The organism is Chitinophagales bacterium (assembly GCA_020635995.1).
Lineage (GTDB): Bacteria > Bacteroidota > Bacteroidia > Chitinophagales > UBA8649 > JAFMKE01.
This window is the reverse complement of the sequence record JACJYS010000002.1, coordinates 297,563-314,119: the sequence shown is the minus strand read 5'-3', so window position 1 is coordinate 314,119 and position 16,557 is coordinate 297,563. Positions and strand designations below refer to the sequence as shown.

Here is a 16,557-nt window from a genome sequence, read left to right as displayed (position 1 = left end):
TCAAGTTTTATGAATGAACGTATAATAGAAGCCATTCAGTACAGAAGTTTGGATAGAGAAAATTGGGGGGCGTAAGAGTTATTTTCGTTATAAGATATTTGGTATGTTAGCCTCTGTTCTGAGTTCCCAATTGTGAAGTTACTGACAAATCAATATTTAATCCGACTGTATAGAAAGAAAGATGATTCATTTTCATTTCTAACCCAAGATTAAAGTACCTATCATTAGGTATATTTTTTAAAAAATAGAAAATAAAGAGTCAATAGATATTAAAATTGTTAAATTCACTAATTCTTTTTAAAATAAATTTCAATAGTTTAGCATGAAAAGCACTAAATTGGTTGATAAAATTATTCATTTTAGTAAAACACAACTAAGTGAATTAAAATACATTAAACATGATGTAAATTTTCTTGATAAAATTCCTTTAAACCTAAACCAATGCTTATATATAATAAATTGGCAAGAAGGGAGGGTGGCTTATCAAAAAAGGATTAAAGAAATTTTTGGGTATGAAAAAGAAGAATTTGAATTACAAACTATATTAGATGGTGGTCATCCTGAAGATAGAGAAATTGTTTTAAGAGTTTCAAATGGTGTTATAAAACATGCTATAGAAAACAATAATTTTAATCAAGACAACACTTCGCATAGTATTATATATCGTTTTAGAAAAAAAAATGGTGATTATATTAAAATATTAAGACAATCAACCATATTTGAGTTTAGCGAACAAGGGAATATTATTAGCAACCTATCCATAGTAAGTGATGTAACTGATTTGATTAAAACAAATTATGTGAAATGGGATTTAAATACACCTGCTATTTATTTAGAGGATTTTAAAAAAACAATCTACACAGAATTTATTGATTTTTTTACTTCCAGAGAACTTGAGATTATACGATTAGTTTTTCAAAATAAAACCTCTGAGTTCATTGCACAAAATTTATTTATATCAAAGCATACTGTAAATACGCATCGCAAAAATATTCTTAAAAAAAGCAATTGCAAAACAGTATTAGAATTACTGGATTTTTGCAATATTAATGGAATTATATAAAATTATAGTATAAATAAATTACCTAATTGTAGGTATTAAATATTTCAATTTGTAGGGTTAGATTTGAGGGTATAAAATTTAGATTTATGACTAAATGCACAACGGGTATTATTATGAAAAAATTACTATACACACTAACCATACTAATCCTTATTGCCGGATGCAAAAAAGATAAGCAAAGTAATGAAATTATAAATGGTGGTACAATTTATACCTACCAGTTGGTTCATATAGAAGTAGATAATATAAACCAGGAAAGTTATATTGCCACACTAGGTGATAAAGAAATAGAAGTAGTTAAAGCTAATGAAAAAGAAATTGCTTTCTTAGTTCCTCAAGATATAAAATTAGGTGCCAATCGCCTAATCATCCCAGCTTTAGATAATTTTGCTGTTGATTATCAAATAAATAAAACCGCACTAGTTACAAGTGCAAATGAAACTTTAGTTCCATTTTTTAATGGTTTTAGTCAAATAACTACCCAATTAGAAAACCCTACACAAATTGCCTACATTAATGATGCATTGCAAAATTTTAATACACATTATACAGATTTTACCGAAGAAGAAAAAACTAAATTGGCCGAGTTTTATATTGCAAACCAAGAACTATTTACAGAAATTTTTGAAATAGACTTTACCGAATTAATAGGTAAAACTACTGGAGATTACAGCAATTTAAGTGATAAACAATTAATTCTTAATTTTGAAAAGGCAGTTTTATTAGCAGGTATTGCAACCGCCATTGCTGTTTTAGACCCAGAGCCAACTACAAAGTGGATTGCCGCGATAGCTGCAGCAGGTTTATACTATAAAACCTACAATGTACTAAGTGCCATTTTAGAAAGAAATATGAAAACAAACAATATGATTATTGATGGTATAATTTCTGTACTTGGAAAAAAAGCGAGTGGAGAAATTATTCTAACAGATGGCACTCTATCTACTTTACCTTTTGAGTATAGTAACAGGGCTATTGATAATCAAGATAACAACAGTTCCAATAGTTTTATTAATCTTTTCTTTGGAAGTTTTAATTCACTTAATACTATAATTAACAAAATTAATAATGCCATTGAATTTGTAAATGATGCCTTATTTTTTTCAAATATGGGCTTATTAGATAATGTAGCTTTAAATAATGCTAATGAAAGTATAGATGCTGTTAATAGCACCATATTTAACAACTTAAGTTTTTCAGTAGGCAATAGCAACGTTTCTATTGACCAAGCCACTTTAGGTAATGGAAATTTAAACTTAATTCTTAGTATTAATAACACAAGTGGAATTATAGATTATGTAGAAACCGAATTGAATTATACTTACAATGATGATTTAAACCAAATACAAGGGAGTTTTCCAATTATGGTGTTAAAAGATAATATCAGCCCAACTAGTATTGATTTATTAAGCCATTATTGGTCTATAGATGGATTATGTGGCTTTGGTAGTTTTAGTTTTATATTTAACAATGATAATACAGTTATCTTAAATAGTCATTATCATGATAATCAATATGCCGAATATACTTTTGGAAATATAAGCTATAATTTGCAAGATGAAGTATTAGAAATGCATATACCTTATAGTAGAAGTTACAACAACTGTGGGAATAATATTGTAGCTACCCAAGAAGGACAGATAAATATAATTACTCAATATTACGTTGATAATATATATGATACAGAGTTTTTTAGTGACAGTATTACCTATACTATGACTGAGGTTGATTGTAGCGGAACAACTTATGATAATTCAAGTAATAATAATAATTGTTATTTATTCATTAAAAGAGGTTCTGAATTATAAATTAACACGATTAGTTAGAGATAAACAAGTAATTTTAATTCAACACTTTAAAACTAAAACTATGAAAAACATATTTTACATCTTAATTTTGTTACTTTTTATCACAGCATGTGGTAAAGAGAATAACAATGTTGACCCAACAAAAACCAAAACAGAATTTTCTGGAGTTTTAGTTGGTTCTACGGGTTATTATAGCCTAATTTTAGAATCGGGCAATTCTTCCGCCACCATATATTTTGATTCAGTTTTATACACTTTAACTAATACTGAAGTGCTTGATTTTAATGCGGGCATTTATGATTTAGTTCTTTCTGATAGCAATAATGTTACTTTAACAGTTACTTTGCCTCCAAATTCTTCTCAACCAAGTTTTTATTTTAACATACCAAACCACACTGTAGAATATACAGTATTTCAAGTAGAGATAAATTTGCCTGTTAACAACTATTTAGGCACAAGCAGCTCAAGTTATACTGTTTCGGATAGTAGTGGAAATATATTATCTAATTCTAATTATAATGCCACCTACAACTTATCCATACAAGGCGACAACAATTTTCAGATTATTGAAAAAAATGGTGGAAATACTTATTACTACAGAGGTGGTGTTCAATTTATTGGGACAAATATTGTCAAATTTACATTTATAGACAACGGTCAAGAAAATGAAATTACTGCCCAACGAAATGGTAACAACATTTTCAATGCCCAAACAGAAACATTCTACAATAACTTAGGTCAACTTGAAACATCTACTTTTAGCTTTAATTTTGTTTTGCAATGATTTTGTTTTTAAGAGTTCTTTATATCAGTCCTTTTAATTTCAAAAAATGATATAAACCCAAAGAACTTCCTATGGCATCACCATCGGGGCTCACGTGGGTGGTTATAACTATAGATTTTGATTTAGATAATTTATCTTTTATATTATTTATTGACATGGTGCAAAGATAAACTTAAGTTTTAATAAGCTAATGATTTGAAAGAAAGGAGTTATAATTGGTTCAATAAATATATAATAGTCCAATCTCGGCTTTGCTTATTAATCCAATGGTATTACCTAATTAAAGTCAAATTTCCGGAGGCTATTTTCACTTCAGTAGTGTTTAATGGCGTAGCTTCTATATAGTATGAATATACATCTAAATTCTGTGGTTTAGCTTTGTAAAGTCCATCCCACGCTACTCCGTATCCTTCATCTTGATAAATTAACTCGCCCCATCTGTTATAAATTCTAAGCAGATATGAAGAGAACATATCATAATTAGCCGGACGGAATAAATCATTCTTACTATCGCCATTAGGACTAAATGCTGTTGGCATTAGTGGCTCTATTACTAAAATAGGATTTACTTGAATAGTTATACTGTCTATTACATTTGGACAAGGGTCGTTGCTCAGCGTTACTATATAAGTTGTAGTAGTTTGTGGATTTTCTATTATAGAATTTGAAGAGCTATTTACAGGCTCCCAAAAATAACTTTGCACATTATCGGCAGTAGCCTCAATAGTTACAGTTTCCCCTGCATCTATTAGAGTATCTGAAGCAGAAATACCTACATTGTTTATTGGATTAATAACGGTTATAATAACACTATCCTGTGTAGTACAGCCATTATTACTTACTACCGTGGCTACATAAGTGGTGGTAGTGCTTGGCATTACTGTTATGTTAGCCGTTTCATCTCCCGTACTCCAAAATACAGAATCTGACGCAGTAGCTTGCAATGTTATGTCAAATCCGTTACAAATATATGTATCATCTGTAACGGATATTTGTGGATTTTCTACAATTAGTGTTGTAGCCAATATGCTATCGCAAGTGTTTGCGTTTGTAAGCGTATCGTAGTACACATTTCCTACGGTTTGCCACTCATTAGCTAAAAATGCACTATCGCCTTGGCAAATTGTTGCTGTTGCCTGCCCAGTTGTAGTAGGATTTAAAGTAACTTTAATAGTATCACTTGAGGTGCAATTATTTACGGTAACACCTACATAATAATCTCCACTGCTTGTTACATTGTAAGTTGCACTATTTGAATTATCTTGCCAAACATAAGTGGCGTTGGTTGTGGTGGCATCTAAAGTTACACTTGTATTGCAAGTAGTAATATCTACACCTAAATTAACTACAGGATAAGGATTAGCGGTAACTTCAACAGTGTCTGAGCTTACGCAATATGGTGTAAAGAAAATATCGTCAATAGCATAATCATTATTACCACTTATTACATCGCTTTCTATACAAATAGTTATGTTTGTATTGCTACCAGAGTTCCAAGTTGCGTTAAATTGTTGCCAATCGCAGGCTGTTAAACTTGGAGAAAAATCTGTACCTATTTGTACACCATTAATTAAGAAGTGAAGTGTAGCTACATCTCCTAAGCCTACATTCATTACACTCATTGCCCACGCAGAGAAAACATAGTCTGTATTAGGAGAAACGGTTACGTTTTGACACCAAACACTCATATTTGGTGTATTAGAACCGTTTACTACAATCATATTTCCACTTCCGGAAGTATGGTCGCCACAATTAGCAAAATTGCTGTGCCCCGCATTAGGGTTAGTAATTACGGTATAAGTGCCCTCGCACCCCACTATTCCCCATGATTGATTGCCGTTAGGGCAGGTTACTACAGCACCACTGGTTGAATAAGAATAGTCTGAACTAAAACCTGCATTTCCTTGCTCAAAATCTCCATTTGCTACTAAATTATTGGCTGTATCAAAAATGGTGGTTTGCACCCAGTATGTGCCGGAAGAGTTAACTGTTAGTGTCTGTCCTGTAGAGTTATCGCTCCATAAATATTCGTCATAGTTAGCTCCGGCATCTAAGCTTACAGATTCGCCTTGACAAAAAGAAGTATCATTACCCAAGTCAACAGTACAATTTAAGCAAGAATATGTAGTAAGTTGGTAAGAATAAATAGTATTGCAAACTGCATTTCCAACGGTATCGGTATAATTTCCGGCAGCGGTAACTATTGTTCCACCATTCAATAAATAATTTGTTCCCTCACAAAAACTATCTATTACAGTTTGTACACTATCTTGAAGAATAATAGTGTTTAAAGTATAAACGGTATCTACACAAGTTGATGCTCCCGGAATAGCATAAGTATATAGGCCTGCTGTATTTACCGCTGGATTAAATGTTCCTAAATGACCATTTGTTAAAGCAGAAGGACCACTCCATGTGCCTGTTGTATTAAGATTGGGCAAACTGTCAAATAAATTAATAGTGTTTGCTGCGGGACATAAAACCATATCGCCAATAGTATCGCTATAATGAATAGTATCTATTTGGCAAATTTCTAATAATAAATCATCAAAACATAAGTCATTTCCGCCTGCTGAACCTGCGGTATTTGTTACTAATTGGAATACTATATTGTTGCTAAGAGCCGTTAGTTGTGGAGAAACAATTTGATTATAAATTGTACCACTATTTACTACGTTTTCAGAATATAGTAGTGTTCCGGAAGTGGTATTTCCATCATAAATATTTATGGTTATATCACTTCCCGGATTGTTGTCATACTGGCGAATCCAAAAAGAATATCTAAAATCTGAATTAGGACAAACATCCATTATTCTTTCATAAACAGGACCGGAATATCCGGTAGAAAAATTCATATAAAACAAATAATCTCCAGAATGTTGCCTGTTAAAGAAAGTACCAGAAGTACCATCTCTTGGTGAACTATGTATAGTAGCCCCAGCTATAAGCCCGGGAATATTGTTAGTATATTCGTAAGAGTCAAACAAGGCAGTATCAAACTGGCAGGTATAAGTGTTAGAACAGGATGATGCAGGCAATATGGTAATATTTGTTCTGTTATATATGCTATCGCATCCTTGGCTACTAAAAGTAGTATCTAAAACAGTTGTATTTGCGATGTACCAAGTACCATTGTAGAAAACGCTATCGCAATTTGACAAATTGCTAACAACAGTTGCTGTGTCTATAAGTAAAGTTACGGTATCAAAGTGTGTAGAATCACAGCCGTTTGTCATGGTAAAAGGGCCTGTCATGTTTGTGCCTACGTCAGCAGGATTGCACGAAGTAGAGCTTGATGTAGTAACAACAGCGTAATTAACTGTAACATTAAATGTTGTAATGGAATCACAACCATTGCTTGAGCCACCGGTAATTGTATCATTAAATGAAGTGCTGGCAAAATACCAATTCCCATTTGCCAATGCCGAATCACATGCTGTAATATTTACTATGGCAGATGAATAAGAAGCCAAAGCTACGGTGTCATAATGTGTAGAATCGCAATTATATCTATTAAAACCGTTGTAAACAAAAACTCCCACATCGGCAGGGTTACAAGAAGTAGTGCTACTATAAGTAGTATCCGGATTTACATAAGTTACTTGTATGGTATCGTATTCATGCGGACATGCAACAACTCCTGCCCAATAATTTGACCAATATACGCCATCTGTTGTAATGGTGCGGGTATTTCCTGTAGAGCCATCATCCCACACTAAAGATTGTGCAAGAGGAATATACATAATAGGACCTAATGTTAATGTTTGTCCAGCACACATAACGGTATCTTCGGGAAAACTTACTTCATCTGGTGGGCGTGCATTTACATAAACGGTAGAATTTAACAGATAATCTACACAGCCGGGCGAAGCGTAAACGGTATCCCAATAATTACTGCCCGGAGCGGTATAGTAAGAATTGGTATATGGTGGATGAAAAGTATCTCCCGAACAAATAATTGCTTCAATTAACACGGTATCTGTGTGAAACTCTCTATTGGTATAATGTATAGAGTCGCAACCATTTGCATTAGTATAAGTGGTATCATAAACACCTACTAAAGCAGGATTGCAAGTGGTGTCAGTTGAGTAGGTGGTGTCTTTATGGTTAATTTTAATATTAGTTATCACTAAAGTATCGCAAGAACTAGTTGTTGCTCCCCCACAATTAGATGTATGTGTACCTAAATTTGTCCATGTATCATTTCCCAAGTTAGTCCAATTAGCTGGTGTAAGAGTTGGAAAATCACAAGGAGTATTTGCCGGGTCGGTAGTAACGCCTGCTGTATAAGAAGCATTTCTAATTATAGTAGCATTCTGAGTACTCAAAGTACCATTTGTCCATACATTTTGACAACCAATATTTCCAATTAAGTCAACCATATTACCACCATTAAAAAGTGCAATAGCATCATCTCCACTAAAATTAATTGTGGCTGAGGTCATATCTGTTTGAGCTAAAATAGTAGTATTTACACTAGAATTATTACTTGCTATTACAAAAACATCTCCCGAAGCAAGTATGCCACTTAATACTTGCGTAGAAGAAGCAGTAGCTGACCCATTAGTGTATAGAACTACAGAATAATTTGATAAATCAACAGACACCCCTGTTCCATTATATATTTCTATATATTTATTAAAAGAACTTCCTTCTCCATATTCAGATATAAATATTTCTGAACAAAAAGCACCTGTACTACCCCCACCTGCGTGTAATGTATCATATAAAATAGTATCTGAAGTATATATTATACTATTGAAAGTAAAAGAATTACAGGCATTATAATATGAAGAATCTCTGACTTGTGAAGATATTTCTATAGTAACTAAAAATGTTGAATCGCAATAATAAGGATTAGATGTAAAAATAGTATCCGTAAATGTTGAGTCAGCATAATACCAAATAGAATTATATTCTAAAGAATCACAAGATTGTAAATTTAATGTGCCTTGTTGCTGTTCTACTACTTCAAAAACAATGGTAGAATCCAAGGTCTCGCCACACGCCCCCGTTCCGGTAACTGTATAAGTAATGGAATCTATGCCTAAGGTATTAGGAGTATAAGATGAATCTGCTGTATTGACATTTAGCCCCGACCAAGTACCGCCCAAAGTAGCATTAGAAGCCAATAAAGTGTTTAAGTTTACGGGAGCATGGGTATTGCATATTTTATCGGTAAAAGACCAACCGGTACTTAAGGTAATAACCGGTGCATTACAGCCATTATTAATATACGAAACATTGCCTGCATAATCAAAGAGAGCTGTTGCTCCATCTACATTTGGTATAGAAGTTGTATATGAAACAGACTCGCTTTGAATACAAGAGCCTGAAATATTAAAAGTAAGTGTTCTTGTTGTATCAGACACTGTAGGTACACACGGAGGTTGCCCAGAAGGTGTATTGCAATTAGGATTATTACTAAAATGTCCTTGTGTATTTCCCGCACATTGATAAATAATATACATAGTATCTGCCAAGCCTTCAAAACTATTAAATGTTAAATCAAAATCTGTAGAAGTTATTACAATTACATTTGCTCCTGCGGGCAAAGTGTCGTTTAAAGGTTCAAGTAACCAACCACACGAAGTTGTAATGGTTGCATTTAATGCAGCTGTTGAAGAAGCCGTTCCTGCATCTTGGCACCAACCTAAAAAATTATTACTTGGCCAATCTACAACAATATCATTTACATATAAATCTGAAGCTCCCACGTCAAATGTAACCATTTCATTTGCACCCTCAGGATTGCCACAAGAATTTACAAATATGCTTGTTACTTCAAGACATTGGGCATTTATACTAATAGTAAGAGCGGTTAGGATTGAAGCAAAGAGTAGTTTTAACTTCATGGTGTTTTTTTATTTTAAAATGTAAAGATAACCTTTATATTTCTTATTGTTTGTTATCTAAACATTAAGATATAAAATTGAACTTTTAACACAAAAAAAAATGGGATACTTATAGCATCCCATTCCTTTATATATTTATTTTTTAGCCGTTTACTTCTCCTCCGGCTATTAAAACGCTTACTTTATTATTCAAAACTTCTACAAAGCCATCTTCTATAGCTATGGTTTTCTTTTGTCCGTTTTGTGTTATTTCTATTATCCCTTTTTGAAGGGCTGCAATTAAAGGAGCATGGTTTTCAAGTATTTCAAAACCTCCCACCACTCCCGGTAATTTTATACTTGAAGCTACTTCTGAAAATAATTCTTTTTCCGGTGTTAATATTGTTACGTCCATATTTTCTTAGATTTAAGACTTAAGATTTAAGATTTAAGACCGTCTAATAGTCTAACATCTTAACTTCTTATCATCTATTTTGCTTCTGCCAACATTTCTTCGCCTTTTGCAATCACTTCTTCTATACTTCCTTTTAAGTTGAAAGCGGCTTCAGGCAAGTTATCTAAATCTCCTTTTAATATCATATTAAAGCCTTTTATAGTATCGTCAATACTTACTAAAACACCCGGCATACCAGTAAACTGCTCTGCCACATGGAAAGGCTGAGATAAGAAACGTTGCACTTTACGAGCACGATAAACTACGTTTCTATCTTCTTCGCTCAACTCATCCATACCTAAAATGGCAATAATATCTTGCAATTCTTTATAACGTTGTAAAATTTCTTTTACATCTTGAGCACATTTATAGTGTTCTTTCCCTACTATATCCTCCGTTAAAATTCTTGATGTAGAATCTAATGGATCTACTGCCGGATAAATACCTAACTCGGCAATTTTACGAGATAATACCGTAGTGGCATCTAAGTGGGCAAAAGTTGTAGCCGGAGCCGGGTCTGTTAAGTCATCGGCAGGCACATATACTGCTTGTACCGATGTAATAGATCCTTTTTTAGTTGATGTAATACGCTCTTGCATTAATCCCATTTCTGTAGCTAAAGTAGGTTGATAACCCACCGCAGATGGCATACGACCTAATAAAGCCGACACCTCTGAACCCGCTTGAGTAAAACGGAAAATATTATCTACGAAAAACAATACATCTCTACCTGTTGCATCGCCATCATCTCCATCACGGAAATATTCAGCTATTGTTAAACCGGATAAAGCCACTCTTGCTCTTGCACCCGGAGGTTCGTTCATTTGTCCAAACACTAATGTAGCTTGAGATTTAGATAATTCTTCTTTATCTACTTTGCTTAAATCCCAGCCACCTTTTTCCATGTCTTCTTGAAATTCCTTTCCGTATTTAATTACACCAGACTCTATCATCTCACGCAATAAATCGTTTCCTTCTCTTGTTCTTTCTCCTACTCCTGCAAATACCGATAAACCTGAGTGAGCTTTAGCAATATTATTAATCAACTCCATGATTAATACGGTTTTTCCTACTCCTGCACCACCAAATAATCCAATTTTACCACCTTTAGCATAAGGCTCTAATAAGTCAATTACTTTAATTCCTGTAAATAAAACTTCGCTATCTGTAGATAAATCTTCATAACGAGGTGGTTTTCTGTGTATTGAATAACCATTTGTATTATCTAAAGGAACATTAATTCCGTCAATAGATTCTCCTACCACGTTAAATAAACGACCTTTTATAGAATCTCCCGTAGGCATTTGAATAGGCGAGCCTAAATCTTCAACAGCCATTCCTCTTTGAAGACCGTCAGTAGCTTCCATGGCTATACATCTTACGCTATCTTCGCCTAAATGTTGCTGACATTCTAAAATTACTTTATCTCCATTTGCTTTTGTTATTTTTAAAGCATTTAAAATTTTAGGCAATTGAGCTCCTTCAAATGATACGTCCACTACCGGACCAATTATCTGCTTTATTTTTCCTACGTTTGACATCGGTTTTATTTAGATTTTTGTTAATTTTCAAATTACGGTGCAAAGGTAATTAATATTACGCTCAATTCCTTAAATATTTAATCATATTTTTAATAGACTAACTATTTTATAAGTTTTATCGTATTTTTATGGACAAACTTATTAATTATGAAAAAAATTATACTTTCTCTTTTAACTTTTTCTTGCTCGGTATTACTTTTTAGCCAAACTTTAGTAAAAGATACTTTTATGTTTGATGGCTTGCAAAGAGATTATATTTTGTATATCCCTCAAATTTATGATGGCTCTACGGCTGTTCCTTTAGTATTAAACATACACGGCAGAGGTTCTAATGCCGATGAGCAAAACTTATACGGAAATTTGCACCCCCAAGCTGATGCCGATAATTTTTTAATTGTTCACCCTAATAGTACGGTAATAAATGGCACTAAACTGTGGAACTCAAGTGTAATACCCCCGGGAGGAGCAGGATATGTAGATGATGTAGGGTTTTTAAATGCTTTGTTAGATACTATGATTGCTCGCTACAATATTGATACCTCTAAAATATACTCTACGGGAATGAGCAATGGCGGATTTATGAGTTACACTTTAGCTTGTGAATTGGGCGATAGAATTAAAAAAATTGCTTCCGTTACTGGCTCTATGACTTCTTATTTATATGGCTCTTGCAATCCCGGCAGGATAATACCCGTATTAGAAATACACGGAACAACCGACCCAATAGTACCTTATAATGGTGGAAGCGGTATGCAGGCAATAGAAGATGTAATTGATTTTTGGGTGCAAAATAATAATTGTAATACCACGCCTTTAGTTTATAACTATCCCGATATAAATACAAACGATAGCAGCACGGTAGAAAGATATACCTATCATAATGCAACAGACAGTAATAGTGTTATATTTTTTAAAGTAATAGGTGGAGGACACACGTGGCCTAATGCCATTATAGATATTCCGGCAGGAAATACCAATAGAGATTTTGATGCTTCAGAAACTATTTGGCAATTTTTTAAAGGAGAAAAATTAGTGAGTGGCATTAATAATATCTCACTAAGTGATGATATGAAAATTAGGCACTTAGGAAATAAATTGGTAGTAGAATCTGATAAAAATAAAGTTGAAAAATTAGAAATTTATAATGGTATTGGTCAAAAAATAGTGGGGAGCAATACCAAACAAATTAGTTTAGAAGGAATAAATAATGGTGTATATTTTTTAATAATATATACTCAGCAAGGTGTTTATAGCAAAACTATTGTAAGATGATGAAGTTTTCTAAATATTTTAAGTACTTTTTGGTTGGTACAATATTATGTATTGTTACTATGAGATTTATAGACAAACCAAATCCTGGAATAGTGGAATTTGAATTTGCAAAAACCTTAGATAATGCCAATAATATGATAGCTATTTGGGCAGATGCTGGAGCAGAAAACAGAAAAATAGCAGGTAATTTTTTTGATTATATTTTTATGCTCTGCTACGGAGGCAGTTTATTTTTGTTTTATAAAGCATGGTATAATTACAAACCACAAATTATTTTTAAAGTATTAATGTATTTTGCCTTATTAGCTCCATTATTAGATGCAGTAGAAAATTACGGATTATTAAAATTGCAGTTTAAAACTGGTACAGATTTTCATGCACAGTTAGCCTATTATTGTGCTTCTACTAAATTTATTTTGCTAATTCCTTGTATTTTAGGCTTATTGTATTGGATAGTTTTAAGGCTAATGAAAAAGATATAAAAAAAGAACCGAGCCATTATAGCTCGGTTCTTTTCACACACTTATTTTATATTGTTATTATTTTCCGCAGTTATCATTATAAAAGAAAACCATTTTTTCAAATTCGCCCCAGTCAGCTTTAGCATATTTTTCTTTAAATGCTGGGCAATCGCCAAAAAGTTTGTCAAAGTTATCTTTAAAATTAGCTTTTGATACTTTGTATCCTACGCCATCATTTTTTCTCATGTAGTAAGATTTATCTTCTCCACCAGCTACTTTTATACCGCCCGGAGCAAAACCAACTGTTTCTTTAGCAAAAGGGTCGTGATAAGCTTTAAGTACTGTTGCCCCTGGGTTTAGCAGCTGCATTAAAGTAGTTTCCGTTCCTTTTTTTAGCTCAATTTGTGTTTTTTCAAAGTAAGCATAGCCATCTTTAACTCTATCTACTTGTTTTTGTCCCCAGCGTGTAGCATCTTTTGCAAAACTCATATTACTACCAAATTTTTCTAACTTATTTTGAGGCAAGAAAGCATATTCTACACTTGCAGAACTTACTGTTTTCTTAGAGCCATCTTCAAGTTTCATGTTTAAATCGGTTATTAAACCTTTTACTCTCACTACACTTTTAATGTATCCTGCTGTTTCATTGCCACTGGCATCCGTTACATAAGATAATTTTTTAGGAGCTATAGCATCAAAAGGACTTAAAAAGTCTTGTGCTTTTGTAAAAGCAAAAATGGTTAATATTAAACTTAATGTCAGTATTTTTTTCATAGTATTCTTTTTTTTGTTAGTACAAATATAATACTACAACATAGACTAAACAATACGCTAAATGCACTATTCTTTTTGTTCAGTACTTCTTTTATCAAAAAAGTATCTGTTGCTCAAAATACTGAGTTGTGATATAACATTTTATAGTGTATGCTTACTACTTTTTATTCTTTATCTGTTCTTCGTTTAGCTTTTTATCATCTACATTTTCGTTAAGAAAGTTGTTAAGCTTATCTAAATCCATAGACGATTTGATTTCTCCAAAAGTGTTTATTTTAAAATCTAAGCCTTTTAAATCTTTATGAACTTCGGGTTTCCCTTTTATCGGTTTTTTCTTTGGCATTTACTGTTGGTTTAATTGGTTAGCCAATGCAATTCCTTTTTCCAACCTTTTTAAACAAGTTTCTTTGCCTACTATTTCCATTACAGAAAAAATTGGAGGTCCTTGCATAGTGCCTGTAATAGCAATACGCAAAATAGGTAAAACTTGTCCAAAACCCAAATTATGAGCTTCCATAAATGCTTTTACTTCATTTTCAATACTTTCAGACGTAAATGAACTTAAATTATTTAATTGTTTAGTTAAATTTTTAAACGCTTCATTATTTTCTGTATTCCAACGTTTTCTTAAATTCTTATCATCATATTCCTTTACGTCTGTAAAAAAATAATAAGCCAACTCCGGAAATTCATGCAAAAAAGTAGCACGTTCTTTTATTAAACCGCAAATTTTTTGCAAAGTTTCATCGTCTGTTTTGTAGCCTTTTTCTTTAAATAAAACTTTAGTTAAATCGGCTAACTCTTTATCACTTTTATTTTTCAAATACTGCTGATTAAACCATTTTGTTTTTTCATAGTCAAAGCGAGCTCCAGATTTATTAACTCTTTCTATACTAAAATCTTTAATTAATTCTTCTCTGCTAAATATTTCTTGTTCAGTTCCCGGATTCCAACCTAAAAATGCCAACATATTGATAAATGCTTCGGGCAAAAATCCTCTTTCTTTATAACCTATACTTTGCTCTCCCGATTCCGGATCTTGCCAGTTTAATGGGAAAACAGGAAAACCCAGCCTGTCGCCATCTCTTTTACTCAATTTTCCTTTGCCATCGGGTTTTAAAATTAAAGGCAGATGTGCAAATGACGGCATTTCCCAGCCAAAACTTTTGTATAGCATTACATGCAAAGGGGTAGAAGGCAACCATTCTTCTCCACGTATCACGTCTGTTATTTCCATAGTATGGTCGTCCACTACATTGGCTAAATGGTAGGTAGGCATGCCATCTCCTTTTAGTAGCACTTTATCGTCTAATTGATTGCTTTGAAAACTAACAATTCCTCTAATTTTATCTTCAAATTTTACTTCTTCATTTCGGGGCATTTTATAGCGAATAACATAATCATCGCCAGCATTTAATCTCTTTTTCACTTCGTCTTCGCTTAAACTAAGTGAGTTTTTTAAATATTGTCGGGTTATAGGGTCATATTTTGGAGATGGATTGCCTTGTTTTTTCATATTTTCTCTCCATTCTTCCAATTCTTCTTCTGTATCAAAAGCGTAATATGCATCTCCTTTTTCTATCAGTTCTTCAGCATAAGCTCTATACATATCTTTTCTTTCGCTTTGGCGATATGGACCAAATTCCCCCCCATAACTTACTCCTTCATTGGCTTCTATGCCACACCATTTTAGGGCATCTATAATATATTGTTCTGCTCCTTCTACATATCTGTTTTGGTCTGTATCTTCTATTCTTAAAATAAAATCGCCATTATTTTGCTTGGCAAACAAATAACAGTACAATGCCGTACGTACGCCCCCCATGTGTAAAGGACCTGTAGGACTTGGAGCAAATCTTGTTCTTATTTTTTTAGACATTTCAATATCTTTATACTTTATAATTTTTTTAAAACACAAAATTAGCGAATTACCGCTCGCTTTCAAACTATGAGATTAGTTAAAACGCCTTTATTGTTAAAAAAGCTATTTCCTAATTTGATTTGGAACAAAAGTAGAACAGAAAAAACTGTTTATTTAACTTTTGATGACGGCCCCACAATAGGAATAACAAGCTGGGTTTTAAACGAATTAGATAAATATAATGCTAAAGCAACATTTTTTTGCTCAGGTAAAAATGCCGAATTATATCCCAATATTTTAATGAAAACAATTGAAAATGGTCATCGTATAGGCAACCATACTTTTAGCCACTGCAACGCTTGGAAAACGGAATTAGCTACATATTTAAAAGATGTGGAACATTGTAGTAAAATTATTGATACCCATTTATTTAGACCTCCTTACGGAAAATTTACTCCTAAATTAATTAAAAGGCTTATTAAAAAATTTGACATAGTACTTTGGGATATTATTTCTTATGATTTTGATGCGGATGTTTCTGCTGAGCAGTGCTACAATAATGTGATTAACAATGTAGAAAATGGTTCTATTATTGTTTTTCACGATAGCGAAAAAGCCATTAAAAATTTAAGAGCTGTTTTGCCAAAAGTTTTGAAATATTTAAGTGATAATGGCTATAAAATGAATGCTCTATAGCTCTGTTAC

At 32.8% G+C, this 16,557-nt stretch carries 12 protein-coding genes and 1 pseudogene; 6 read left to right on the top strand and 7 right to left on the bottom strand.

Annotated elements, in window-relative coordinates; all coding sequences use genetic code 11:
* The first annotated feature begins 322 nt into the window (after positions 1–322).
* The 3 genes from H6578_05400 to H6578_05390 all read left to right on the top strand — a co-directional run bounded on the left by H6578_05400 (position 323) and on the right by H6578_05390 (position 3,655).
* Entirely contained in the window at positions 323–1,063 is a 741-nt protein-coding gene (locus H6578_05400) for a PAS domain-containing protein (GenBank protein ID MCB9226586.1), read from the top strand.
* An 86-nt stretch (positions 1,064–1,149) separates the two neighbouring features.
* Positions 1,150–2,871, top strand: a complete 1,722-nt coding sequence (locus tag H6578_05395) for a hypothetical protein (GenBank protein ID MCB9226585.1) — start codon at positions 1,150–1,152, stop codon at positions 2,869–2,871.
* Between the two features lie 61 nt (positions 2,872–2,932).
* Complete coding sequence (locus H6578_05390; protein ID MCB9226584.1) at positions 2,933–3,655, top strand: hypothetical protein; 723 nt, start codon at positions 2,933–2,935, stop codon at positions 3,653–3,655.
* A gap of 40 nt (positions 3,656–3,695) precedes the next feature.
* Here H6578_05390 and H6578_05385 read toward each other — a convergent pair.
* From H6578_05385 to H6578_05370, 4 genes and pseudogenes are all read right to left on the bottom strand, one after another.
* A pseudogene (locus tag H6578_05385) lies at positions 3,696–3,812 on the bottom strand (bifunctional oligoribonuclease/PAP phosphatase NrnA).
* A gap of 115 nt (positions 3,813–3,927) precedes the next feature.
* A complete protein-coding gene (locus H6578_05380; protein MCB9226583.1) occupies positions 3,928–9,510 on the bottom strand; it encodes a gliding motility-associated C-terminal domain-containing protein in 5,583 nt (1,860 codons plus the stop codon).
* Positions 9,511–9,652: 142 nt separating this feature from the next.
* Positions 9,653–9,904 (bottom strand): ATP synthase F1 subunit epsilon, encoded by a 252-nt coding sequence (gene atpC, locus H6578_05375; protein MCB9226582.1) that lies wholly within the window; start codon positions 9,902–9,904, stop codon positions 9,653–9,655.
* 74 nt (positions 9,905–9,978) lie between these two features.
* Complete coding sequence (locus H6578_05370) at positions 9,979–11,484, bottom strand: F0F1 ATP synthase subunit beta (protein ID MCB9226581.1); 1,506 nt, start codon at positions 11,482–11,484, stop codon at positions 9,979–9,981.
* A gap of 147 nt (positions 11,485–11,631) precedes the next feature.
* Between H6578_05370 and H6578_05365 the strand changes: the two genes are divergently transcribed.
* Together H6578_05365 and H6578_05360 are read left to right on the top strand one after the other, a co-directional pair.
* A complete protein-coding gene (locus H6578_05365; protein ID MCB9226580.1) occupies positions 11,632–12,756 on the top strand; it encodes a T9SS type A sorting domain-containing protein in 1,125 nt (374 codons plus the stop codon).
* 59 nt (positions 12,757–12,815) lie between these two features.
* A complete protein-coding gene (locus tag H6578_05360) occupies positions 12,816–13,238 on the top strand; it encodes a hypothetical protein (GenBank protein ID MCB9226579.1) in 423 nt (140 codons plus the stop codon).
* Between the two features lie 57 nt (positions 13,239–13,295).
* On the opposite strand, the gene H6578_05355 is transcribed toward H6578_05360, so the two are convergent.
* The 3 genes from H6578_05355 to H6578_05345 all read right to left on the bottom strand — a co-directional run bounded on the left by H6578_05355 (position 13,296) and on the right by H6578_05345 (position 15,870).
* Positions 13,296–13,991, bottom strand: coding sequence for a hypothetical protein (locus H6578_05355; protein ID MCB9226578.1), 696 nt, complete (start codon positions 13,989–13,991; stop codon positions 13,296–13,298).
* Between the two features lie 157 nt (positions 13,992–14,148).
* On the bottom strand, positions 14,149–14,334 hold the full coding sequence (locus H6578_05350) for a hypothetical protein (protein ID MCB9226577.1): 186 nt from the start codon (positions 14,332–14,334) through the stop codon (positions 14,149–14,151).
* The gene (locus H6578_05345) at positions 14,335–15,870 is read right to left on the bottom strand and encodes a glutamate--tRNA ligase (GenBank protein MCB9226576.1); all 1,536 of its coding nucleotides are present in this window, start codon (positions 15,868–15,870) and stop codon (positions 14,335–14,337) included. It abuts the gene before it with no gap.
* Positions 15,871–15,939: 69 nt separating this feature from the next.
* Here H6578_05345 and H6578_05340 point away from each other — a divergent pair, with 69 nt between their 5' ends.
* Positions 15,940–16,548, top strand: a complete 609-nt coding sequence (locus tag H6578_05340) for a polysaccharide deacetylase family protein (protein ID MCB9226575.1) — start codon at positions 15,940–15,942, stop codon at positions 16,546–16,548.
* Positions 16,549–16,557 lie beyond the last annotated feature (9 nt).

Coding starts and splice junctions, on each gene's coding strand:
- H6578_05360 (MCB9226579.1), top strand. CDS start 12,816: ATGAGATTTATAGACAAACCAAATCCTGGAATAGTGGAATTTGAATTT.
- H6578_05345 (MCB9226576.1), bottom strand. CDS start 15,870: ATGTCTAAAAAAATAAGAACAAGATTTGCTCCAAGTCCTACAGGTCCT.
- H6578_05380 (MCB9226583.1), bottom strand. CDS start 9,510: ATGAAGTTAAAACTACTCTTTGCTTCAATCCTAACCGCTCTTACTATT.
- H6578_05395 (MCB9226585.1), top strand. CDS start 1,150: ATGACTAAATGCACAACGGGTATTATTATGAAAAAATTACTATACACA.
- H6578_05365 (MCB9226580.1), top strand. CDS start 11,632: ATGAAAAAAATTATACTTTCTCTTTTAACTTTTTCTTGCTCGGTATTA.
- H6578_05370 (MCB9226581.1), bottom strand. CDS start 11,484: ATGTCAAACGTAGGAAAAATAAAGCAGATAATTGGTCCGGTAGTGGAC.
- atpC (MCB9226582.1), bottom strand. CDS start 9,904: ATGGACGTAACAATATTAACACCGGAAAAAGAATTATTTTCAGAAGTA.
- H6578_05390 (MCB9226584.1), top strand. CDS start 2,933: ATGAAAAACATATTTTACATCTTAATTTTGTTACTTTTTATCACAGCA.
- H6578_05350 (MCB9226577.1), bottom strand. CDS start 14,334: ATGCCAAAGAAAAAACCGATAAAAGGGAAACCCGAAGTTCATAAAGAT.
- H6578_05355 (MCB9226578.1), bottom strand. CDS start 13,991: ATGAAAAAAATACTGACATTAAGTTTAATATTAACCATTTTTGCTTTT.
- H6578_05340 (MCB9226575.1), top strand. CDS start 15,940: ATGAGATTAGTTAAAACGCCTTTATTGTTAAAAAAGCTATTTCCTAAT.
- H6578_05400 (MCB9226586.1), top strand. CDS start 323: ATGAAAAGCACTAAATTGGTTGATAAAATTATTCATTTTAGTAAAACA.